Annotated in this window: 26 protein-coding genes; 15 read left to right on the forward strand and 11 right to left on the reverse strand. The window is 34.2% G+C overall.

Features of this window, described 5'->3' with window-relative positions; all coding sequences use genetic code 11:
- Positions 1–4: 4 nt before the first annotated feature.
- Entirely contained in the window at positions 5–196 is a 192-nt protein-coding gene (locus R1X58_RS14770; protein ID WP_240573124.1) for a hypothetical protein, read from the reverse strand.
- Positions 197–458: 262 nt separating this feature from the next.
- Between R1X58_RS14770 and R1X58_RS14775 the strand changes: the two genes are divergently transcribed.
- From R1X58_RS14775 to R1X58_RS14785, 3 genes are read left to right on the forward strand one after another with little or no spacing between them, the layout of a single operon-like run.
- Positions 459–2,186, forward strand: a complete 1,728-nt coding sequence (locus R1X58_RS14775) for a T9SS type A sorting domain-containing protein (protein ID WP_240573126.1) — start codon at positions 459–461, stop codon at positions 2,184–2,186.
- A 28-nt stretch (positions 2,187–2,214) separates the two neighbouring features.
- The gene (locus R1X58_RS14780) at positions 2,215–2,523 is read left to right on the forward strand and encodes a DUF2752 domain-containing protein (protein WP_306468589.1); all 309 of its coding nucleotides are present in this window, start codon (positions 2,215–2,217) and stop codon (positions 2,521–2,523) included.
- Positions 2,524–2,534: 11 nt separating this feature from the next.
- On the forward strand, positions 2,535–2,867 hold the full coding sequence (locus R1X58_RS14785; protein ID WP_240573128.1) for a CCC motif membrane protein: 333 nt from the start codon (positions 2,535–2,537) through the stop codon (positions 2,865–2,867).
- 62 nt (positions 2,868–2,929) lie between these two features.
- Here the strand turns inward: R1X58_RS14785 and rocD are convergent, their stop codons facing one another.
- Positions 2,930–4,174, reverse strand: coding sequence for an ornithine--oxo-acid transaminase (gene rocD / locus R1X58_RS14790; RefSeq protein WP_240573129.1), 1,245 nt, complete (start codon positions 4,172–4,174; stop codon positions 2,930–2,932).
- 234 nt (positions 4,175–4,408) lie between these two features.
- Between rocD and rlmD the strand changes: the two genes are divergently transcribed.
- From rlmD to R1X58_RS14825, 7 genes are all read left to right on the forward strand, one after another.
- Complete coding sequence (gene rlmD / locus R1X58_RS14795) at positions 4,409–5,818, forward strand: 23S rRNA (uracil(1939)-C(5))-methyltransferase RlmD (protein ID WP_240573131.1); 1,410 nt, start codon at positions 4,409–4,411, stop codon at positions 5,816–5,818.
- 64 nt (positions 5,819–5,882) lie between these two features.
- Complete coding sequence (locus R1X58_RS14800; protein WP_240573133.1) at positions 5,883–6,437, forward strand: DUF6452 family protein; 555 nt, start codon at positions 5,883–5,885, stop codon at positions 6,435–6,437.
- Positions 6,403–7,131, forward strand: a complete 729-nt coding sequence (locus R1X58_RS14805) for a DUF6048 family protein (protein ID WP_240573134.1) — start codon at positions 6,403–6,405, stop codon at positions 7,129–7,131. The genes R1X58_RS14800 and R1X58_RS14805 overlap by 35 nt, the downstream gene beginning before the upstream one ends.
- A 195-nt stretch (positions 7,132–7,326) precedes the next feature.
- Positions 7,327–8,214, forward strand: coding sequence for a carbon-nitrogen hydrolase (locus R1X58_RS14810; protein WP_240573136.1), 888 nt, complete (start codon positions 7,327–7,329; stop codon positions 8,212–8,214).
- On the forward strand, positions 8,214–9,254 hold the full coding sequence (locus R1X58_RS14815; protein WP_240573137.1) for an agmatine deiminase family protein: 1,041 nt from the start codon (positions 8,214–8,216) through the stop codon (positions 9,252–9,254). Before R1X58_RS14810 ends, R1X58_RS14815 begins: the two co-directional genes overlap by 1 nt.
- Before the next feature lie 181 nt (positions 9,255–9,435).
- On the forward strand, positions 9,436–9,780 hold the full coding sequence (locus R1X58_RS14820; protein ID WP_240573139.1) for a helix-turn-helix domain-containing protein: 345 nt from the start codon (positions 9,436–9,438) through the stop codon (positions 9,778–9,780).
- The gene (locus R1X58_RS14825; protein WP_240573141.1) at positions 9,774–11,084 is read left to right on the forward strand and encodes a type II toxin-antitoxin system HipA family toxin; all 1,311 of its coding nucleotides are present in this window, start codon (positions 9,774–9,776) and stop codon (positions 11,082–11,084) included. The genes R1X58_RS14820 and R1X58_RS14825 overlap by 7 nt, the downstream gene beginning before the upstream one ends.
- 48 nt (positions 11,085–11,132) lie before the next feature.
- Here the strand turns inward: R1X58_RS14825 and R1X58_RS14830 are convergent, their stop codons facing one another.
- A complete protein-coding gene (locus R1X58_RS14830; RefSeq protein ID WP_240573143.1) occupies positions 11,133–12,290 on the reverse strand; it encodes a THUMP domain-containing class I SAM-dependent RNA methyltransferase in 1,158 nt (385 codons plus the stop codon).
- A 200-nt stretch (positions 12,291–12,490) separates the two neighbouring features.
- Between R1X58_RS14830 and R1X58_RS14835 the strand changes: the two genes are divergently transcribed.
- The 3 genes from R1X58_RS14835 to R1X58_RS14845 are packed head-to-tail and all read left to right on the forward strand — an operon-like array spanning position 12,491 to position 14,370.
- Positions 12,491–13,222 (forward strand): class I SAM-dependent methyltransferase, encoded by a 732-nt coding sequence (locus R1X58_RS14835; RefSeq protein ID WP_240573145.1) that lies wholly within the window; start codon positions 12,491–12,493, stop codon positions 13,220–13,222.
- A gap of 25 nt (positions 13,223–13,247) precedes the next feature.
- Positions 13,248–13,922: a ZIP family metal transporter gene (locus tag R1X58_RS14840; RefSeq protein WP_240573146.1), complete on the forward strand. Its 675-nt coding sequence runs from the start codon at positions 13,248–13,250 to the stop codon at positions 13,920–13,922.
- Between the two features lie 19 nt (positions 13,923–13,941).
- On the forward strand, positions 13,942–14,370 hold the full coding sequence (locus tag R1X58_RS14845; RefSeq protein ID WP_240573147.1) for a DUF4268 domain-containing protein: 429 nt from the start codon (positions 13,942–13,944) through the stop codon (positions 14,368–14,370).
- Here R1X58_RS14845 and R1X58_RS14850 read toward each other — a convergent pair.
- Genes R1X58_RS14850 through R1X58_RS14860 form a run of 3 tightly spaced genes read right to left on the reverse strand, consistent with a single transcriptional unit; the run spans position 14,367 to position 16,171 of the window.
- On the reverse strand, positions 14,367–14,861 hold the full coding sequence (locus tag R1X58_RS14850) for a GNAT family N-acetyltransferase (protein WP_240573149.1): 495 nt from the start codon (positions 14,859–14,861) through the stop codon (positions 14,367–14,369). The genes R1X58_RS14845 and R1X58_RS14850 overlap by 4 nt on opposite strands.
- A gap of 1 nt (position 14,862) precedes the next feature.
- Positions 14,863–15,489 carry a PAQR family membrane homeostasis protein TrhA gene (gene trhA / locus R1X58_RS14855; RefSeq protein ID WP_240573151.1) on the reverse strand — a complete coding sequence of 209 codons (627 nt, stop codon included), beginning with the start codon at positions 15,487–15,489 and terminating at the stop codon, positions 14,863–14,865.
- 1 nt (position 15,490) lies between these two features.
- Positions 15,491–16,171 (reverse strand): DUF4294 domain-containing protein, encoded by a 681-nt coding sequence (locus R1X58_RS14860; RefSeq protein WP_240573152.1) that lies wholly within the window; start codon positions 16,169–16,171, stop codon positions 15,491–15,493.
- Positions 16,172–16,350: 179 nt separating this feature from the next.
- Between R1X58_RS14860 and R1X58_RS14865 the strand changes: the two genes are divergently transcribed.
- Complete coding sequence (locus R1X58_RS14865; protein WP_240573153.1) at positions 16,351–17,439, forward strand: M42 family metallopeptidase; 1,089 nt, start codon at positions 16,351–16,353, stop codon at positions 17,437–17,439.
- Between the two features lie 39 nt (positions 17,440–17,478).
- Positions 17,479–18,042 (forward strand): NUDIX hydrolase, encoded by a 564-nt coding sequence (locus R1X58_RS14870; protein ID WP_240573154.1) that lies wholly within the window; start codon positions 17,479–17,481, stop codon positions 18,040–18,042.
- A 46-nt stretch (positions 18,043–18,088) separates the two neighbouring features.
- On the opposite strand, the gene R1X58_RS14875 is transcribed toward R1X58_RS14870, so the two are convergent.
- The 5 genes from R1X58_RS14875 to R1X58_RS14895 form a co-directional block, all read right to left on the reverse strand.
- Complete coding sequence (locus tag R1X58_RS14875; RefSeq protein WP_240573155.1) at positions 18,089–18,625, reverse strand: hypothetical protein; 537 nt, start codon at positions 18,623–18,625, stop codon at positions 18,089–18,091.
- Between the two features lie 113 nt (positions 18,626–18,738).
- On the reverse strand, positions 18,739–19,086 hold the full coding sequence (locus R1X58_RS14880; protein ID WP_240573156.1) for a hypothetical protein: 348 nt from the start codon (positions 19,084–19,086) through the stop codon (positions 18,739–18,741).
- A gap of 12 nt (positions 19,087–19,098) precedes the next feature.
- Positions 19,099–19,575, reverse strand: a complete 477-nt coding sequence (locus R1X58_RS14885) for an NINE protein (protein WP_240573157.1) — start codon at positions 19,573–19,575, stop codon at positions 19,099–19,101.
- A gap of 122 nt (positions 19,576–19,697) precedes the next feature.
- The gene (locus tag R1X58_RS14890; protein ID WP_240573158.1) at positions 19,698–19,847 is read right to left on the reverse strand and encodes a hypothetical protein; all 150 of its coding nucleotides are present in this window, start codon (positions 19,845–19,847) and stop codon (positions 19,698–19,700) included.
- Between the two features lie 77 nt (positions 19,848–19,924).
- Complete coding sequence (locus R1X58_RS14895; RefSeq protein WP_240573159.1) at positions 19,925–20,905, reverse strand: helix-turn-helix transcriptional regulator; 981 nt, start codon at positions 20,903–20,905, stop codon at positions 19,925–19,927.
- Positions 20,906–20,949: the final 44 nt, after the last annotated feature.

The raw sequence follows: 20,949 nt of genomic DNA on the forward strand, positions 1-20,949 counted from the left end.
GTTTTTAATTTTCATTGTCTTCAAACATATTTTCTTCACTGTTTTTACTAGGTATCGTTTTTGAAATCCTATATATTCCAGCCATTAAAATTATAATACCAGCAATTAAAATATACTGATTTTGTTCTTCCCCTGCTTTCGAATATATAGCCACTACAGCTCCTAAAACAATCAGTATATAATTTATGTATTTCATTTTTTTAAGTAAGTCTTGATTAAGCTTTCATTCTTAAAGAGTTAGATTAACTCTTTATTTTTTTGCAAAATTAAATTAAAATTTTGAAGCACTCTTAATATTTTAGAATTTTAAAACACCATCAAATTCACGCTTAAAAGTAAATTTCATCGATTAAATGCTGAAAAAAATATAAAAAATAATATATTTGCTACAACACAATGTCAAGGCCCTCATTATCATGATTAAAAATTACACCTATTTTTTGTTAATGTTTTGTAATTTGACATATGCTCAACTTTCGGTTAGAAATGACTACTACGTTTTCGCTAAAGATGAAGTAATTTTCGTTACTAAGAATATAAACCTTAATGAAACTGAAAGTAAAATCTACCTAAGAGACGAAGCTCAAATCATTCAAGGTGATGAAAACGAAAGAAATTCAGGAGAAGGTGAATTAAGCCTTTATCAAGAAGGTAATGTTGATGCTTATGAATATAATTATTGGTGTTCTCCCATAGGGGAAACAACCAATAGCAGTGACAACAACAAATTCGGAATTTCATTACTAAATGATGTAGTTAGTCTAACCGAATCTGTGCCTGCTACATATGTACACAAGTCAAACTATAACGGAACCTCCAATCCGCTAAACATAGAACCTTACTGGATTTGGCGCTATATTGCTAAAGATGATTATTACGGTTGGTCTCACGTTCAGGGGACTATCGTTGTTAACCCTGGAGAAGGTTTTACCATGAAAGGTACATCGGGTTCTGGTAGTGCACAACAATACGATTTTAGAGGAAAGCCAAATACAGGGACCATTAGTGTTAAAGTTAAACCAGACAAATACACTTTGGTAGGAAATCCATACCCTTCCGCACTTGACGCCGTTGCCTATATACACGATTCAGAAAACAAAAATACTATCGACGGGACATTAAGGTTCTGGGAGCAAAACCCTAATATAGACACGCATTACTTAAAAGAATACCAAGGAGGTTATGCACATTACACTATAAGTTCAGATGGTAAACTCATAACTTATACGCCGGCTACATTTAATACATTCAACGGAGATGGGACACTAAATAGTTCTAGTAATTATGTATCCACAAAATCACTTGCTCATGTAAGGTATATACCCATTGGACAAGGCTTTATGGTTAAAGGAACCGTTTCAGGCTATGTTAAAGCAAAAAACAGTCATCGTGCGTTTAAAAAAGAAAACACCGTTGCAGATTCTACCAAATTCTTTAAAACCACAAATACGAAACAAAGAGCGGAAGTAATCTCTGAATTTTCAAAAATCCCAAATGATTATAAGCGTTTTAGATTAAATATCGATTTTAATAATCAATATACACGCCAGCTGGTTGAAACCTTCCATCATTCTGCTACACAAGGATTTGATTACGGATTAGAGACAACAACAAGCATTGGTGGAAGTTTAAAATCTGACGCCTACTGGAAAACTGAAGATTTAGCTTTTTTAGCACAAGCTTTAAATTATGATGATACCATGACAATTCCTTTAGGTATAAAAGTCGCAAATAATATGCCTTTAAGAATTCGTGCAACAGACATTCAAAATATTGAAGACAATACGCCAATATATATTCATGACAAACTAACAAATACTTATATTGACTTAAAACAACAGGATTTTAATATTAATATTGAAAAAGGTAATTACACCGATAGATTTGAAATTGCATTCAGTAAAAACACCTTAGACCTTAATTCAGAAATATTTAAAACACTTGATGTTTTTCAAAACAACACTATTGCTCAATTAAAAATTAAAAACCCTAACAACATAGATATTAGTCTGTTTCAATTATTCGATGTTTCAGGAAAACAGGTTATAAATTCAGTAATTAATAATATAAATTCAAGTTATACCTACTCAACTAAAGCATTATCCAATGGAGTTTATATAGTAAAAATCACTTCTAATGGTAATCAAGTGTTTAGCAAAAAAATTCTGATAAACAACCCGAAATAAAGCTTTTAAACCTTTTATTTTTATAAATTTGAATACAATTCATTTAAAAATGCAAGGTTTAGAAGAATACATGTTGCCCTGTCTGAATAAAGAATTATTCGGTATGGAATGTATGGGCTGTGGTATGCAACGTGCATTTTCACTATTGCTTCATGGCGAATTTATTGCTGCGTTTAAAATGTATCCGGCTATTTACACCCTGGTTCTTATGTTTTCGGTAATTGCTTTTAATTTGTTTAAGAACTTTAAATCTGCTAACAGAATCATTTTAATTTTAGCTATTATTAATGCTGTAATTATTATCACAAGCTTTTTTATAAAAACATTTTCAATTTAACATCATATCAAATGGAACAACAAAAACTACCCAATTCAACTCTTATTTTAGTTTTAGGAATTGTATCAATACTTACATGTTGCTGCTATGGTCTTGTAGGTCTCGTTGTTGGTATTATAGCCTTAATTTTAGCTAGTAAAGCCACTAAACTTTATTTAGAAAACACAGAACTTTATACTGGGTATTCTAATGTAAAAACCGGTAAAATATTAGCTATAGTAGGTATCGTATTAAGTGCAATTTATTTGTTAATGATGGTATGGGTAATTATGACGCTTGGCTGGGATGCTATGGGAGATCAGGAATTGCTTCAAGAACGCATGCAAGAATTTATGGGACAATAATTTAAAGTTCCATTAATAAAAAAAGCGACCTAAATGGTCGCTTTTTTTTATCATTTAAGATATTACTTTTCAAAATGCTTTAGCGTTTTAGTAATGATATTTACGCAATCTAACAATTGCTCTTTGGTCATTACCAATGGTGGTGCAAAACGAATAATATTTCCGTGGGTTGGTTTAGCTAACAAACCATTATCACGTAAAGCCAGACAGATATTCCATGCCGTATCACTATCTTCACTATCATTGATTACAACTGCATTTAACAAGCCTTTACCCCTCACTAACTTAGCGATAGTGCTGGTTTCAATATACTTATTCAATTCACTTCTGAATAATTGCCCGAGTGCCTCAGCTTTTTCTGCTAGATTCTCCTCTTTAACCACTTCTAAGGCGGCAATTGCCACTGCTGCTGCTACAGGATTTCCTCCAAACGTACTCCCATGATTCCCTGGCTTAATGACATTCATAACATTATCATTAGCCAAAACAGCGCTTACAGGGTATACGCCACCACTTATTGCTTTACCTAAAATTAAAATATCTGGTGTTACATGTTCATGATTTACCGCTAATAACTTTCCAGTACGGGCGATTCCTGTTTGTACTTCGTCTGCAATAAACAAAACATTATATTGTTCACACAACGCTTTTGCTTTTGCTAAATATCCCTCACTTGGCACATAAACTCCGGCTTCTCCTTGAATAGGCTCAACTAAAAAACCTGCAACATTTCTATTATTTTTTAATGCTTCTTCTAAAGCTTCTAAATTGTCGTATTCAATTTTAATAAACCCTTTCGTGTATGGTCCGAAGTTTTCACGAGCAACAGGATCGTTAGAGAATGAAATAATAGTAGTTGTTCTCCCATGAAAATTGTTTTCACACACAATTAATTCAGCTTCATTCTCGTCAATCCCTTTTACTTCATAAGCCCATTTTCTACAGATTTTCAAAGCAGTCTCTACAGCTTCAGCTCCCGTATTCATTGGTAATAACTTATCGAAACCAAAATACTCGCTGGCAAACTTTTCATATTTACCCAGCATATCATTATAAAACGCTCTGGAAGTTAAAGTCAGCACTTTGGCTTGCTCAACCATAGCATTGATGATTTTCGGGTGACAATGCCCTTGATTAACGGCCGAGTACGCAGATAAAAAATCGTAATACTGTTTACCTTCAACGTCCCATACATGTACACCCTCTCCTTTACTTAACACCACTGGTAACGGGTGATAATTATGAGCGCCATACTTGTTTTCTAAATCGATTGCTTGCTGCGATGTTAATTCTTTTAAAACAGCCATTTTAATATAATTTAAATTGATAAAATAACCATTCCTACTGTACCTTTATCCTTTCGAAGTGTTCGAAAATTCAGCGTGGGAGAGAAATCATCCCTAGGGCTCGCAAATTAATAAATATAACTTGTTTCAGAAAATCTTTAATTAACAATCAGTTTTTATCTTAAAAACACAGTTTCTGTTAAACTAAATGAAAATAAACCAATTTTTATTTCCGGCTATTATTATTTTTGCAGCATGTCTAGAAAAAAGAGAAAACAAATATTTACAAACGTAGAAGTTGTAGATGCTGGAGCTAAGGGTAAAACGATTGCCAAAGCACCAGATGGAAAGGTTATTTTTTTACCTAATGCCGTTCCTGGCGATGTTGTTGATGTGCAAACGTTTAAAGCCCGTAAGGCCTATTACGAAGGTAAAGCTACGGTATTTCATAAATTATCAGATAAGCGTACCAAGCCAGCTTGTGAGCATTTTGGCGTTTGTGGTGGTTGTAAGTGGCAGGATATGGCTTACGAACATCAGTTATATTACAAACAAAAAGAAGTGACTAACAACCTAACGCGTTTAGGACATATTGAACTTCCGGAGGTTACTCCTATTTTAGGTTCGGCGAAACAATATTTCTACCGTAATAAAATGGAATTCTCTTTTAGCGATAGCCGTTGGTTGACTTTAGAAGAAGTCCAGTCTGGAGAAGATTTAGGGGATAGAAATGCCTTAGGGTTTCATATTCCAGGTATGTGGGATAAAATTCTTGACGTCAAGAAATGTCATTTACAACAAGACCCTTCGAACGACATTAGAAATTTGGTAAAAGCTTTTGCTATTGAAAACGGCTTAGAGTTTTTTAACACCCGTAACCAAACCGGATTGTTACGTACCATGATGATTCGTACATCAACTACCGGAGATATCATGGTGTTGATTCAATTCTTTCAGGAGGACAAAGAAAAGCGCGAATTACTATTAGATTTTATTGCTGAAACATTCCCTGCAGTAACGTCTTTACTTTACGTTATAAACGGAAAAGCTAACGATACCATTTACGACCAGGAGATTATTTGCTATAAAGGTGAAGATCATATTTTTGAGGAAATGGAAGGCTTAAAGTTCAAAATTAATGCCAAGTCGTTTTATCAGACTAATTCCGAACAAGCCTTCGAACTTTATAAAATAACCAGAGATTTTGCCGGATTAACCGGTGACGAGCTAGTTTACGATTTATATACAGGAACAGGAACCATTGCGCAATTCGTTTCAAGAAAAGCAAAAAAAGTGGTTGGTGTTGAAGCCGTACCTGATGCCATTTTAGCAGCTAAAGAAAATGCCGAACGCAATAATATCACCAATTGCGAGTTTTTTGTAGGAGATATGAAAAACGTTTTCAATCAGCATTTCATTAATACACATGGTGTTCCGGATATTATTATTACCGATCCGCCTCGTGACGGGATGCATAAAGATGTGGTTCAGCAAATATTAAATATAGCTCCTAAACGGGTAGTTTACGTAAGCTGCAATAGTGCAACACAAGCCAGAGATTTAGCACTAATGGATGATATGTACAAAGTGGTTAAAACACAAGCTGTCGATATGTTCCCGCAAACATTTCACGTAGAAAATGTTGTGTTATTAGAAAAGCGTTAATTATTTTTAAATCCCTAAATTGCCAGTCTGAAACAAAATTTCAGCTACCTATTTAAAATTAAGAATGAAATACTTAAAATTTATTTCTTTAGTTGTTATAGCGCTTTTCATAGGCATAAACATCAGTTGCGAACGCGACGATATTTGTCCCGATGGCACACCTACAACACCAAATTTAATTATCGATTTTTACGATGTAAACAATCAGGAAAGCAAGAAAAATGTTTTCAATTTGGTATTGTATGGTATTGATGATGAAGGCAACCCGGTACTTCCGGCTATTGCTGTTGGTAGCTCAACCAACACCTTGTCTCTTCCTTTAAAAACCTATGCCAATACCACGCAATTCGTCCTACATAAAGATTACGCTGTAAATAATAATGGTACGCCAGATAACACTTCGGATGATTACGTTGAAGGTAACTCCGATATGATTACTATTAACTATAGTCGTGAAGAAGTTTATGTGTCGCGTGCCTGTGGTTACAAAACCATTTTTAAAAACGTAACGCTAACTATAGAAGACGATAGCGATAACTGGATTAAAGCCAGACAACCATTAACCGATAACCAATCTGTAGAAGATGAAACAACAACGCATTTCAATTTATATCATTAGTAGTATCGCGTGCTTACTGTTGTTTTGTTTCTCTTCAAATGCTCAAAACGACAGTATTACAAGTGTTGCTAACGATTCGGTAAAAGTGAAACTTAAATATGGTTTACGTGTTGGTGGCGACTTGGGTAAATTGATTCGTTCTACCATCGATGATGATTACAGCGGATTTGAAATTTCGGCCGATTACCGTATTAAACGCAAGTTATATATCGCGGGAGAACTGGGATACGAAGAAAAAAAGACAGTTAACGACTATCTTGATGTAAATACAAAAGGTGGCTACATTAAAGGCGGGGTTGATTATAACATGTACGTAAACTGGTTGGATATGGACAATATGATTTACTTCGGATTTCGTGTTGGAGGAAGTACCTTTAGTCACGATTTAAACAATTATACAGTTTACAACACCACGCAATACTGGAACAATTTTTCATCTACAGAAGCCAGAACCTATGACGGATTAACGGCATTCTGGAGTGAAATTATTTTAGGAATAAAAGTTGAAGTTTTAACCAACCTTTATTTAGGGCTTAACGCACAACTTAAATTCTTAGTTGCAGAATCTGATCCCGGGAATTTTGAAAACATTTATATTCCCGGATTTCATAAAACCTACGACAGCAGTGGCATAGGTGTTGGCTATGGTTATACAGTATCATATCGAATTCCACTCTATAAAAAGGAGAAGTAACCGATTTATTACAACATAAAGATTAATCCCTTATGATTTCTACTTAAATCATAAGGGAATTTTTATTTCAAACTACCATCTAAACCCTGTATTTCAAACAATTAAAGTAAAGATTTACAAATAAAATTCGTAAGAAATATTTAAACTTCTTCTTTTAAAAAATACATATCTTTGTTTAAAATTACATAGTTTAAAATGCCTAAAAACACTTACAAGATTGCGGTTGTTCAGTTAAACCTGAATAACACACCTGAAAACAATTTAAAAAAATGTATTCAGTGGGTAAAAGATGCTGCTAATCAAGGAGCAGAAGTTATTTCGTTACCCGAACTTTATAGTAGCCACTATTTTTGTCAGAGTGAAGATGTATCTAATTTTGAGTTAGCAGAACCATTATACAGTACATCTTTTAACGCATTTAGCGCCTTAGCAAAAGAGCTTGGTGTTGTTATTATTGTGCCGTTTTTCGAAAAAAGAATGGCAGGTGTTTATCACAATAGTGCTTATATTATTGATAGCGATGGTTCTGAAGCCGGGTTATACCGTAAAATGCACATCCCGGATGATCCGCATTTCTACGAAAAATTCTACTTCACACCAGGTGATATCGGATTCAAATCCTTCCCTACTAAAAAAGGAAATATAGGTACACTAATTTGCTGGGATCAGTGGTATCCTGAAGCTGCACGTTTAACAGCCTTACAAGGAGCCGAAGTGTTATTTTATCCAACAGCTATTGGCTGGCATCCACAGGAAAAGGCCGAATTTGGAGAAAACCAACAAGGCGCATGGATGAATGTGATGCGTGGTCACGCTGTAGCTAACGGTGTTTATGTGGCTGCTGCAAACCGTATTGGTTTAGAAAAATATTTACCAGACACTAATGGAATTGAATTCTGGGGATCGTCATTTATTGCCGGACCTCAAGGTGAAATTTTAGCTCAAGCATCGGTAGATCAGGAAGAAATTTTAATGGCAGAGGTAGACTTAAGTTTACAGGAAAATGTACGTCAGAACTGGCCATTTTTAAGAGATCGCCGAATTGATAAATACGGAGATATTACTAAAAGAGTCATCGATTAATGAATACAGAACAATGGATTTTCCCTGCTGAATGGGAACAACAACAAGCTGTTTTATTATGTTTTCCGCATAACGGAAACGATTGGCCTGGAAAATACGAAGCCATTCAATGGGCCTTTGTCGAGTTTATAAAAAAAGTAGCTACTGTTGAAGGTGTTATCGTGGTTGTTGCTAGCGATAAGCTCAAAGAAAAAGTTACCGGTATGCTCGACATGGCACATGTAAACATGGAACATGTGTCATTTATTGTACATAAAACCAATCGTAGCTGGATGCGCGATTCAGGACCGATTATAGTAAAAAAAGGTGCTGAACGCTTAGCTTTAAATTTCAATTTTAACGGATGGGCAAAATATTCTAATTTTAAATTAGACAAACACGTTCCTGAAAAAGTAGCTGGTTTTTTAAATGTTCCGCTTAAACAAGTCACCTACAAAGGAAAACCTGTAATTGTTGAAGGCGGCGCTATAGATGTTAACGGCAAAGGCACTTTGTTAACTACCGAAGAATGTTTGCTACACCCTACTATTCAGGTTAGAAACGAAGGGTTTACAAAAGAAGATTACGAAGCTGTTTTTAAAGAATATCTTGGGGTTACCAACGTAATTTGGTTAGGTGATGGCGTTGAAGGTGACGACACGCATGGCCACGTTGATGATTTGGCGCGTTTTGTTAATGAAGATACTATTATTACGGTAGTTGAAGATAATCCGGAAGACGCAAATTACAAGCCGCTTCAGGATAATTTAAAACGCTTACAGAAATCGAAGTTAGAAAATGGTAAAAACCCGAATATTGTAACCTTACCAATGCCTAAACGATTAGATTTTGATGGCATTCGTTTACCGGCAAGCTATGCCAACTTTTTAATTATTAATAAAGCGGTTTTAGTACCAACTTTTAATGATTCGAAAGACCGTATAGCATTAAATATTATAGCCGATTGTTTCCCTGACAGGGAGATTATAGGAATTTCGGCAACCGATTTTATCTGGGGATTTGGTACACTACATTGTTTAAGTCAGCAGATACCTGAATAATTTCAATTTTACTCAAAATTTTAAATCCAGTTTTGTTGGTTTTCACTAACATTAACTGGATTTTTAAGTTTTAAAGATGGCTTTTACCAACATTACTATATTAATTCTTTCATATTTCAATTAAAATCACTATTTTTGAGTTAGAAAATACCAACATTAATTAGACTTTAAATTAATAATTATGGTAAATACTAACATAAATTGGACTTCCATGAGCGACCAAGCCATTGTTGAAGCTATAGGAAGCTATATAAAGCATCAGCGCTTAAATCAAAATAAAACACAAGCTCAGATTGCTGAAGCCGCTGGCGTAAACCGCTGGACCATTAGTCAGATTGAGAAAGGCGAAGCCATTTCGTTAACTTCTTTAATTCAAATTTTACGCGCTTTAGATGCACTACATGTCTTCAGCAACTTTAAAATTGAACACCAAATCAGTCCGTTGGAATTAGCTAAATTAGAAAAGCAAAAACGTCAACGCGCCAGAAATAAAAATACAAATCCCCAAACCGACAACGAATGGTAAGCACAAAAACAGCCTTTGTAAAAATATGGAATCAGGTAGTTGGTGCTGTTTCATGGAACGACGACACAGGTCTGGCCAGCTTTGAATATACTCCTGAATTTAAATCTTCAGGCATAGAACTATCTCCTATTAAAATGCCATCGCAATCTGGCACACAAATATTTTCGTTTCCTGAACTTCGCGTATCAAGACATAATGAATATGATACATTTAAAGGCTTACCAGGACTTTTGGCTGATGTACTGCCTGATAAATACGGAAATCAACTTATCAATAGCTGGTTAGCACAGCAAGGTCGACCTGAAAACAGCATGAACCCTGTGGAGCAATTGTGTTTTATTGGTACTCGTGGTATGGGTGCTCTTGAATTTGAACCCACGCAACTTAAACCTAATAAAAACACTTTTGAAGTAGAAATTGATAGCCTGGTAGATATTGCACAACGCATGCTCCTTAAACGAGAAGGCTTTGAAACCAACATCAATAAAGATGAACGTCAGGCTATGCTCGACATTCTGAAAATCGGAACTTCTGCCGGTGGTGCGAGACCAAAAGCTATTATTGCTTACAATAAAAAAACAGGACAGGTTCGTTCCGGACAAACCAACGCTCCAAAAGGCTTTGAACATTGGTTGATTAAACTTGATGGTGTTAGCGATGCTCAGTTTGGAGAAAGTCAGGGATACGGAAGAATAGAAATGGCATACTATAATATGGCTATAGATTGTGGTATTGACATGATGGAATCTCTACTTTTAGAAGAAAATAACCGCGCTCATTTTATGACCAAGCGATTTGATCGTGAAGGCAACGATACCAAACATCATATTCAAACCTGGTGTGCTATACAACATTACGACTTTAACGATATGCATAGTTACAGCTACGAACAGCTGTTTCAAACCATGCGTATGTTAAGACTACCTTACCCGCAAGCCGAACAAATGTTCAGACGTATGGTATTTAATGTTATTGGTAAAAACTGCGACGACCACACTAAAAATTTTGCCTTCCGTTTAAAACAAAACGACGTTTGGGAACTGGCGCCTGCTTACGACATTTGTTTTGCTTATAGACCAGGAAGTGTCTGGGTGAGCCAGCATGCTTTGAGCGTCAATGGCAAACGTAAAGACATTAACAGACAAGATTTACTAACCGTAGCTAAAAGTATGAATATTAAAAAAGCAGATACTATTATAAGTGAAATAAGCAACGTTATCGCCAAATGGAATAGTTATGCTGAAGCCGTAAATGCCAAATCTGAACTACGAGATAACATATCGAATAATTTAGAGTTGATGTAAAATAAAAAGCTCGGATAAAATGATTTATCCGAGCTTTTTCTATTTCTATTACTTCATATACTTACCTTTCTTACTACCAGCGTAAATTTCGTATTTCACTAAACGCGAATCTAATTTCGCATTAAATAACTGTATTTTACGCGATGGTCGTAAGCCTACAAACTTTAAGGCATCTAAATTACTCGTTATAAACCAGGCATCGGTATTCGGGTAGCTTTGTTTTAAAGTGTCACCAATGCTTTTGTAAAACTCTTGTAAATCTATATTTAAACGCTCTCCGTAAGGCGGATTAAACACCATATGCAATTTTCGTTCACCTCCCTTTTGAGTTTTAAAGAAATCTTCATGCTTTACAGTAATAAAATCATCAAGCTCGGCATTCTTAATATTTTCCTGAGCTTTTTTTACTGCACTTGGTGCTTTATCGTAACCTGTAATGGTATAATGGAAATCTCGTGTTTTATTCAGTAAGGACTCTTCTATCTTTTCAAACAAATCCACATCCCAGTCTTCCCAGCGTTCGAAAGCAAATTCCTTACGCATTAAGTTTGGCGGAATATTACAAGCAATCATAGCGGCTTCAATTAACATCGTACCACTACCACACATAGGGTCCATAAAATCGCTTTGTCCATCCCAGCCCGATAACATGATTAATCCGGCAGCCAGAACTTCATTAATTGGCGCAATATTAGTTGCTAATTTGTAACCACGTTTATGTAAAGAATCTCCAGAAGAATCTAATGATATCGTACACTGGTTTCTATCGATGCGGACGTTAACTTTTAAATCCGGAAATTTTAAATCTACATTAGGGCGTTGTCCGGTAGTGTCTCTAAATTTATCGACGATAGCATCTTTTGCTTTTTGAGCAATAAACAACGAGTGTTTAAATAAATCGGAGTGAATGGTTGCATCTATTGCTAAAGTTCCTGTTGGCTTTAGATATTCGCCCCAGTTCATCGCGTACATTTTGTTGTACAATTCCTGCTCGCTGTTTACCGTAAAACTTTTAATAGGTTTTAAAATTTTAATGGCGGTACGTAAGCCCAGATTTGCCTTATACATAAAGCCTTTATCACCAACAAACGACACACTTCGCACACCCTTTTTAACGTGTTGCGCGCCAAGTTGTGTTAGTTCCTTTTCTAACAAATCTTCAAAACCAAACAAGGTTTTGGCTACCATTTCAAAATTTTCTCCCATTTTTTTATCAGACTTACTGTGTGTTCTTCTTTAATAGAATGCAAAAATAGCGTAATTTTGCGTGAATTTAATGATAAACTGAATTTAGGTTAAGGATTGAGGTGACATCCTTTTTTATAAGTGACCGTGAGTGAACTTATTAAAAAGATATAACGGAAAGCCTGACCCGAAACTTTTTTCGGGGAACCCACAACACATCTATGAGCAAAGACACAACGCAATGGTTTTCTTCGTGGTTTGACACACCATTTTACCACATTTTATACAAAGACAGAGACGACAGTGAAGCGCAGCATTTTATGGATACGCTTACTGAATATTTAAACCTTCCGGAAGACGGCTCCATTTTAGACCTGGCTTGCGGACGCGGACGTCATGCGGTGTATTTAAACTCGTTAGGTTACGATGTTACTGGTGCCGATTTAAGTGAAAACAGCATTGCTTTTGCGAAACAGTTTGAAAATGACAGCTTGCATTTTGCTGTTCACGACATGTGTAAGCCATTTAGTAAAAAGTTTGATGCCGTTTTTAATTTGTTTACCAGTTTCGGGTATTTTGATAAAGACGAAGATAACCTGAATACTATTAAAGCGATTAAAGAAGATTTAAACGATTTTGGCTTTGGAGTTATCGATTTTATGAACAGTGAATTTATCATAGACAATCTGGTGCCTGAAGAAACCAAAACAGTAGAAGGCATTACGTTTAACTTGAAACGCTATGTTAAAGACGGGTATATTGTTAAGGATATTAGTTTTACAGCTGACGGTGAAGATTATAATTTTCAGGAACGTGTAAAAGCATTTACTCTGGCTGATTTTGAAGCTCTTTTTGAAGAAGCCGGTGTATTTTTACTTGACGTTTTTGGTGATTATAAATTACGTAAATTTAGCCCTAAGACGTCTGAACGTTTAGTTATGATCTTTAAATAAATCGCTTTATTGCGTTATACATTTAATGAATAAATTTTTATTTCCTTTTTTAGCAGTTGTTATCGGCTTTGTTCTGGCTCAATTAACCAGCAAACAAAAATCAATTAACACCAAACTATTATTATCATTTAGTGGTGCTTTTTTATTAGCCCTTACCCTATTTGAATTGTTGCCTGAAGTTTACCATCATTTAGACTCAAAACTGGCCGGTGTTTATATTGTTTCGGGTATTTTACTGCAATTAATTTTAGAGTTGTTTTCTAAAGGAGCCGAACACGGACACGTTCATATTCATAAGGAAGACACCACATTCCCGTGGTCGTTATTTATTAGTTTGTGTTTACATAGCTTTTTAGAAGGTTTTGCCATCCACGATCACAACGATATGGTTTACGGTATTTTAATTCATAAAATACCTGTTGCCGCAATTATTACCATGTTTTTATTACAATCGGAATACAAAAAAATACAAATTGCAGGTTTCTTACTAGTGTTTGCCTTAATGACGCCACTTGGAACTTTAATTTCAACAACATCTGAAGCGGTTGCGCATTATTCGCAAGTATTTAACGCTATTGTAATTGGAGTATTTTTTCATATTTCGACCACCATTTTATTTGAAAGTTCAGACGGACATAAATTTAACTTATCGAAATTTATCTCTATAATTTTAGGTGTTATTGTTGCCTATTTAATCTAACAAAAAGACGATTTTAGAAGTGTTTAGTAAAGAAGAATCAAGAAAATTAAAACAAGAGTTTTGGATCAGTTTCGGGAAATCATTTCCTAGAAAATGGATACTTTATAACACCAAACTAAAAGGTTTTAGCTTTAAATTTTACTTCGACAACAAAAAAGCTCTGGTAGCTCTTGACCTAGAAGACGATTTGGAATACCGCATTAAATACTGGGAAAAGCTGGAAGCTTTAAAATCAATTTTACTGGACGAGTACTTGCCTGAAGCTATTTACGACGAGCAGTTCTTTTTAGATAATGAAAAGGAAATTTCCAGAATTTATGTGCCTTTAGAACAAAAAGTATCCATTCATAACAAAAACACCTGGCAGGAAGTTATGGAGTTTTTTAATGAGAAAATGACCTTGTTTGAAGCCTTTTTTGAAGAATACAAAGATGTTATTGAAGGTTAGTCTACCTTCTTTTTCATTAAGTAATCATCCATAATGAATCCGTTGCCAATATCGGCAACAATCGGTCCTGCATTTATAAAACCTAATTTCTCGTAAGCTTTAATGGCTATTTCGTTATTAATATTTACCGTTAACCGAATAGTCTTTAAATCGAAATCCTTTGCCTTATTCTCAACAAACTGCATGGCGCTTTTAGCGATTCCCTTACCTCTGTAATCTTTTAAAACATAAATTTTACTGAGAAACAAAACGCCTTCCTCAGGTTTAATAGCAATATACCCAACAGGTATTCCTGAATAGACTAAAGTAAAATACTTCATACCTTCTAAAGCCTGCTGCTTTATGGCTTCAGCCGATTGAAATTTTTCCAGCATGTAATCTATTTGGGGCTTACCAACGATTGGAATATAATGCTCTCTCCAAATAATATCAGCTAAAGACTCTATAGTCTTAAAATCCTGTTGGGTCGAAGCAGTCTGAATATCAATCATATTAAATTACGTAAAAGAAAATCATAAAAAAATGGCAAATGGCACCAGCCAAAACAAACAAATGCCAGATGACATGGTTATATGGTATTTTTTCAATAGCATAAAATATAATACCTGCAGTATAGGCTAATCCGCCTGCAAACAATAGTAAAATCCCATTACTAGCCATCGCTTCACTAAGATTTGTAAAATCGAATACAATAAGCCACCCCATTACCAAATACAACAAGGTTGAAAACACACTGAATCGTCCTGTAAAAAAGATTTTAAGTACCACACCAAATGCAGCAATTCCCCAGACAATCCAAAACAATGGCCAGCCCAGACTTTTGGTCAATGTTATTAATAAAACCGGCGTATAGGTTCCTGCAATTAAAAGATAAATACCTATGTGATCTACAATTCTAAAATAATGCTTATTCTTCTCGTGCTTTACAGCATGATACAAGGTAGAAGCAGAAAACAGAACAATTATGGACAAACCATAAACTATTACCGAAAATAAACTGTAAGCTGTTTTATTAGTTTGAAAAAGAATGAGCATCACCAAAGCTACAACTCCAAAAATAGCACCTATTGCGTGAGAGGTTGCATTTAATTTTTCTTCAAATTCAGTTTGAACGCGCATACTATTCAGGCGTTTTATTATTGATCCACTTATCGGTTAAGTCGTAAAAATTATATTTTACAGCAGAGTCCTGTCGTTCTAATTGTCCGCTTTGAAAACTTCGCAACAGAATATCTTCAATTAAATAATCTTCCTTTACATTCTCCGGATCGAACTCACGTTTTAATGAAATATCGAACATGCTTGCTGTAGTATTATACCAAAATGCTCGCCAGCCACTACGGAGTTCTTTTACCAAATCGAAGGCGGTTGTTCCTGTTTGACGATGTATTAATTTTACCAGAATTTGTCCTTCGGTACGCGAGAATTTCTTCAGCTTTTCAGAAAACTCTTCTTCAATGTATTTTTGAACCTGTTTGGTATATCGTTTCTTCTCACGGTTTCGCTTTATGGATGCCAATCGTTTATTCATAGAATCCAGTCGCTCGGCAGCCATTTTTGCATACGGATACACTTTTAACGTTTTACGACGAAGAATTAAATATCTGATACGGTCGTCACGATTATCAAATTTCAATTTATTTAATATAATAACCTCCTCCAAATCAATGGATTTCTTCGGAATAGAATCACCATCGATTATTAAATAGGTAACATCGGTAGAATCCTGTTCAAATTCATTGATTTGAGACCATGCCAAAACAGGTAAAAAACAAATTAAGTATGTTAAAACATTCTTCATAAAAATTCTGGAGCAATTAGCTTTTCAAAATTACTAATTTACATTTTGAAAACGTTTTTTTAAGCAGGTTTCTTTAATATTTCCTTTGGGGAAATTTCTTTAAAAACTATTAATATATTCCGTTTGGATAACACCTCAATTCTATTAATATTCTTATTTTAGTGCAAAACTTTTAAAACATGACAAAGACGAGTATTCTAAACGAAAAGTCTATCGACTTCTTAGAAAAATATTTGAATAATGCAGCACCAACAGGGTACGAATGGACAGGTCAAAAATTATGGATGGATTACCTTAAACCCTATGTTGATGAGTTTATTACAGACACTTACGGAACTGCTGTAGGGGTTATAAATCCAGAAGCAAAATATAAAGTTGTAATTGAAGGTCACGCCGATGAGATTTCGTGGTATGTAAATTATATCTCTGAGAACGGAATGATTTACGTCATTCGTAACGGTGGTAGTGACCACCAGATAGCACCAAGTAAAGTCGTTAATATTCATACTAAAAACGGTATTGTAAAAGGCGTTTTTGGATGGCCGGCCATTCACACCAGAAAATCCGGAAATGAAGAAACACCAAAACCAGACAATATTTTTATTGACTGTGGATGCAAAACCAAAGAAGAAGTTGAAGCTTTAGGTGTTCATGTTGGTTGTGTAATTACCTATCCGGATGAATTCCATATTTTAAATGGTGATAAATTTGTTTGTCGTGCTTTAGATAACCGTATGGGTGGTTTTATGATTGCCGAAGTAGCGCGTTTACTAAAAGAAAACAACAAAACTCTACCTTTCGGATTGTACATTGTGAATGCTGTACAGGAAGAAATTGGACTACGCGGTGCCGAAATGATTGCCGATACCATTAAACCAAATGCTGCAATTATAACCGACGTAACACACGATACCACAACACCTATGATTGAAAAGAAAGTTCAGGGTGAAATTGAATATGGTAAAGGTCCTGTAATAGCATACGCTCCTGCAGTACAACAAAAATTACGTGATTTAATTACCGATACAGCTGAAGCTAAAGACATTCCTTTCCAACGTAGTGCTTTATCTCGTGCTACCGGAACCGATACCGATGCTTTTGCTTACAGTAATGGCGGTGTGGCTTCTGCTTTAATTTCGTTACCATTACGTTATATGCACACCACTGTAGAAATGGTTCACAGAGACGATGTTGAAAACGTTATTAAATTAATTTACGAAAGTTTACTAAATATTAAAGACGGCGAAACCTTCAGCTACTTTAAATAAAATCAAAGCCTCTTCATTGAGGCTTTTCTTTTCTCAATTATGGACGAATATATAGACATTGTTGATGCTAACGGCATTCCTACCGGCGTTTCTGAGCTAAAATCAGTCATTCACCAAAAAGGGCTTTTCCACAATACGGTTCATATCTGGTTTTATACAACAACCGGTGAGATACTTTTATCACAACGCTCAGCAAAAAAAAGTATCTGCCCACTCATGTGGGATGTGTCTGTTGCTGGACATATTGATGCCGGAGAATCTATTGAACAGGCCGCTTTACGTGAAACAAAAGAAGAAATAGGTTTAAATATTACCGAATCTGACTTACATAAAATTGGCTTCTTTAAATGCTTTCAAAGTTATGATTCTGGTATTACCGATAACGAATTCCACCACACCTACATTTGTGAATTAAAACAACCATTAGAAAATTTAATCCCACAGGAAGAAGAAGTTGAAGCTTTAAAACTGGTTTCTCTAGATAAATTTCAATATCTGATAAATCATATAGGCATCGATAACCACTTTGTACCATCTAATAAAGCCTATTATGAGGTGGTTTTGGAGGGGATAAAAATTTATTTAAAAGGGAATAGAAATTAAACTCCTTATTCCCCTTCTTTTTAAAATCCATTCTCCTAAAATATAACTACTGCCTTCTCTCAGGTTTAATAGGTTTTGGTATCTCCTCAGAAAAAAGTCTACCAAAAAAGTTTTTTGATTTTTTTTCTTCAATTTTTATTGCATATTCTTTTAATTCAGTTTCATAATCTTTTAAAGCCAATTGATATTCTTTATCTAATCTATTATCCCTTTGCTCTATTGCCCTTTGATGTCCCTCTATAAACATTTCATTATCTATAAAGCTTGAAAAATTACTTAGTATTTCTTGATAATCGAATTCCAAATCATACATGATTATCTTCACAATCATTAAAAAAATTTCTTGAGTTTTAATGTATTTACAACCTAATTCAGTATCTAGTAATAAATTTTCTATCTGATTTCGATACTCCTCCATTTCTTTGTAAAGAGCTTCGTACTCTTCTACTGTGATTACATTATCAGATAAAACTTGATTTCTTCTGCTTTTTGAATCTTCAGCAAAATCTTTAAACATTCCTGTTAGCATTTCAACTCCCATTAATGCCATTTCTCCTTTTTGTTGTTTTGTCGCCCAACTCATAATTATTTTCTTTAATTAATTTTGAATTTATTTAGTCATTTTTGATTGATTAAAACTACCCTAAGTTAATTTATATCAAATTCTTTATTAAGTTTAAACTCTATTTGTTTTACTTATTCTAAAACTTTATTTATTGCAGACTTAATCAAAAAAACAGCAAACAACTGATATAATAGTGAAAATACAGCTATAAAAATATTTGTTTTAAAAGCCGTAGCCAAAAAAGTCCATAACCATAATAATGTAGAAACTAACATCAATATCATTGAGGAACCATCTTTAGCATCATACAAAAGCATAGCAAACCATAAACTTCCTATAGCCAATAAACCTCTTATAATAACACCTATATTAAATATGTTATAATCATATTTCTCTAACGAAATTTTCCACAAATAGTAACCTATGTAAATAAAGATTACTAATCCAACTATAACTCCAATTACATATATAGCAATCATTTACAAAATGTTTTAGGAAGCCAATAGACCTGTCATTTTACTCTTTGCATAATAACTAGTAAGATAAACAACTAGACTTTCGGTATCTCCATTACTAATTAACCTTTCCAAGTCTTTTTTATCCTTTTCTGTTGCTGCAAAGTGCTTTACAATAACATCTCCTTTTCCTCTTTTGATTATCTCTCTAACATAAACCTGAGTATATCCGGTTTTAACAAACATTTTTAAAGCTTCTTTCAACTTTCCTTGATCAAGCAGATTAATTATGACATTTACTTGGTTTTCTCTCGTTTTATTATGCTGATTTACCATTTTAGGTAAATTGATTAAATCATAAATCCAAAAAATCAAAACTCCTATAACAGTAAGCCAACTTATTAATCTTATAAAAAATCTTTTAAAATTTAATAAGTATAATTGATGAACTCCAAGTAACCCTGTTAAAGGAAAAATTGCTAACAAATAAGCGACTGTAATATTTTTTTTCATTTTAATATATTGATTAGATTATTTACTGTTTTAAATCACTGCAATCAATAATAATCGAATTAAGTAATTCAATATTTGCAGATTAATTTAACTAATAATTAAATACCTGTACATTTCGGTAATTAAACATCCTCCTCTGATACCTTCTCCCAGGCATGAAAAGAAATAGTAGAATCTTCAGCTTCATCTTTACAGGCTAATGAAACCGATAATTGAGAAATTAAAGTGTCGTTTTTAGTGGTATTGCAGTTTTTACACTTGTAGGTTGCCATATTATATTTTGGGTTTTAAATTCTTAATAACCCAAAATTAGAGATGAAACAGACAAAAGGTGTCCGTTTGAAATTTTTTAGTTGTAATAAAGTGCTATTTTTTCTACGTGCTCTTTCACGTAGTCAACAACTTTCTGGGGGCCAATAACTTGAACCCAAATATTAAATTTTAAAATATGCATTAAAAATTCATAATTGGGCTCAACATAAATTTTTATTTCGCCCCATATATCAGGATTATCATAATCAAGGGTTTCTGTTTCCGGCTTTTTGGGAAAACAAACAACCTCCTGAGAATGATGCATTTTTCTAGTTTGCAAATATCTAAAATGATGGTTAGCAACTTTTATATGAATCCATTCTGGCTGCTCCCCCGTCTTTAAAATACCAATCGAATCCTTAAAATAATGCTGTTCATTGAATTCTAAAGTGTAATCTGCTTTACGTTCAGTAATTTTTAACCTTTCTATACGGTCATCTAAACAAAACGAATAAACACCTATTGACTCGTTTTGTGCTACCAAATACCAGGCTTTATTGATTTCCTTTAAATGAAGTGGTAAAACTGTTTCTTCTACGGTTTTAAATTTATTATCATCGTACCAACCATTATACTTAATATTCACCTTAAGTTTAAGTTCAATCGCATTTATAAGGCCTACAAAATCAATAGCTCCATTCAAAGAAGTGTGTTCGGAAGTAATATACTCTTTCCAGGTATGCGACAATTGATTCAACAAATAAAGTTCTGTTTTGTCATATAATTCCTTGAGATCTGGAGTTAAACAAAATTCATCTATATAATACCCGTAATTGCGTTTCAAAGCAATTTCAACGTGATACATAGACTTAATTTTTTCGATGTCACGCTTAATGGTTTTTGGCGTGTTACAGGTTAATTTTTCATACAAGTCATTATCATAAAATTCATTGCGTTTATTGTTTAAGGCCTTTTGTAAAGCTTTATACGATACATAACCATTATTCTCAATTCCAAACGATCCTGGGCTGGAAATAATTCGCAAAACGTAATACCTTCGAAGAAATTCTGGACTCATATAAACATTTAAATTCTGAAGTAATAATAAAACTTTTATCTGAA

It is taken from the genome of Aestuariibaculum lutulentum (genome assembly GCF_032926325.1).
Lineage (GTDB): Bacteria > Bacteroidota > Bacteroidia > Flavobacteriales > Flavobacteriaceae > Aestuariibaculum > Aestuariibaculum lutulentum.

What these genes read in the sequence shown, in the direction of transcription:
- R1X58_RS14770 (WP_240573124.1), bottom strand. Translation starts at nt 196, where the DNA reads ATGAAATACATAAATTATATACTGATTGTTTTAGGAGCTGTAGTGGCT.
- R1X58_RS14785 (WP_240573128.1), top strand. Translation starts at nt 2,535, where the DNA reads ATGGAACAACAAAAACTACCCAATTCAACTCTTATTTTAGTTTTAGGA.
- rocD (WP_240573129.1), bottom strand. Translation starts at nt 4,174, where the DNA reads ATGGCTGTTTTAAAAGAATTAACATCGCAGCAAGCAATCGATTTAGAA.
- rlmD (WP_240573131.1), top strand. Translation starts at nt 4,409, where the DNA reads ATGTCTAGAAAAAAGAGAAAACAAATATTTACAAACGTAGAAGTTGTA.
- R1X58_RS14800 (WP_240573133.1), top strand. Translation starts at nt 5,883, where the DNA reads ATGAAATACTTAAAATTTATTTCTTTAGTTGTTATAGCGCTTTTCATA.
- R1X58_RS14805 (WP_240573134.1), top strand. Translation starts at nt 6,403, where the DNA reads ATGAAACAACAACGCATTTCAATTTATATCATTAGTAGTATCGCGTGC.
- R1X58_RS14810 (WP_240573136.1), top strand. Translation starts at nt 7,327, where the DNA reads ATGCCTAAAAACACTTACAAGATTGCGGTTGTTCAGTTAAACCTGAAT.
- R1X58_RS14815 (WP_240573137.1), top strand. Translation starts at nt 8,214, where the DNA reads ATGAATACAGAACAATGGATTTTCCCTGCTGAATGGGAACAACAACAA.
- R1X58_RS14820 (WP_240573139.1), top strand. Translation starts at nt 9,436, where the DNA reads ATGGTAAATACTAACATAAATTGGACTTCCATGAGCGACCAAGCCATT.
- R1X58_RS14825 (WP_240573141.1), top strand. Translation starts at nt 9,774, where the DNA reads ATGGTAAGCACAAAAACAGCCTTTGTAAAAATATGGAATCAGGTAGTT.
- R1X58_RS14830 (WP_240573143.1), bottom strand. Translation starts at nt 12,290, where the DNA reads ATGGGAGAAAATTTTGAAATGGTAGCCAAAACCTTGTTTGGTTTTGAA.
- R1X58_RS14835 (WP_240573145.1), top strand. Translation starts at nt 12,491, where the DNA reads ATGAGCAAAGACACAACGCAATGGTTTTCTTCGTGGTTTGACACACCA.
- R1X58_RS14840 (WP_240573146.1), top strand. Translation starts at nt 13,248, where the DNA reads ATGAATAAATTTTTATTTCCTTTTTTAGCAGTTGTTATCGGCTTTGTT.
- R1X58_RS14850 (WP_240573149.1), bottom strand. Translation starts at nt 14,861, where the DNA reads ATGATTGATATTCAGACTGCTTCGACCCAACAGGATTTTAAGACTATA.
- trhA (WP_240573151.1), bottom strand. Translation starts at nt 15,489, where the DNA reads ATGCGCGTTCAAACTGAATTTGAAGAAAAATTAAATGCAACCTCTCAC.
- R1X58_RS14860 (WP_240573152.1), bottom strand. Translation starts at nt 16,171, where the DNA reads ATGAAGAATGTTTTAACATACTTAATTTGTTTTTTACCTGTTTTGGCA.
- R1X58_RS14865 (WP_240573153.1), top strand. Translation starts at nt 16,351, where the DNA reads ATGACAAAGACGAGTATTCTAAACGAAAAGTCTATCGACTTCTTAGAA.
- R1X58_RS14870 (WP_240573154.1), top strand. Translation starts at nt 17,479, where the DNA reads ATGGACGAATATATAGACATTGTTGATGCTAACGGCATTCCTACCGGC.
- R1X58_RS14875 (WP_240573155.1), bottom strand. Translation starts at nt 18,625, where the DNA reads ATGAGTTGGGCGACAAAACAACAAAAAGGAGAAATGGCATTAATGGGA.
- R1X58_RS14880 (WP_240573156.1), bottom strand. Translation starts at nt 19,086, where the DNA reads ATGATTGCTATATATGTAATTGGAGTTATAGTTGGATTAGTAATCTTT.
- R1X58_RS14885 (WP_240573157.1), bottom strand. Translation starts at nt 19,575, where the DNA reads ATGAAAAAAAATATTACAGTCGCTTATTTGTTAGCAATTTTTCCTTTA.
- R1X58_RS14890 (WP_240573158.1), bottom strand. Translation starts at nt 19,847, where the DNA reads ATGGCAACCTACAAGTGTAAAAACTGCAATACCACTAAAAACGACACT.
- R1X58_RS14895 (WP_240573159.1), bottom strand. Translation starts at nt 20,905, where the DNA reads ATGAGTCCAGAATTTCTTCGAAGGTATTACGTTTTGCGAATTATTTCC.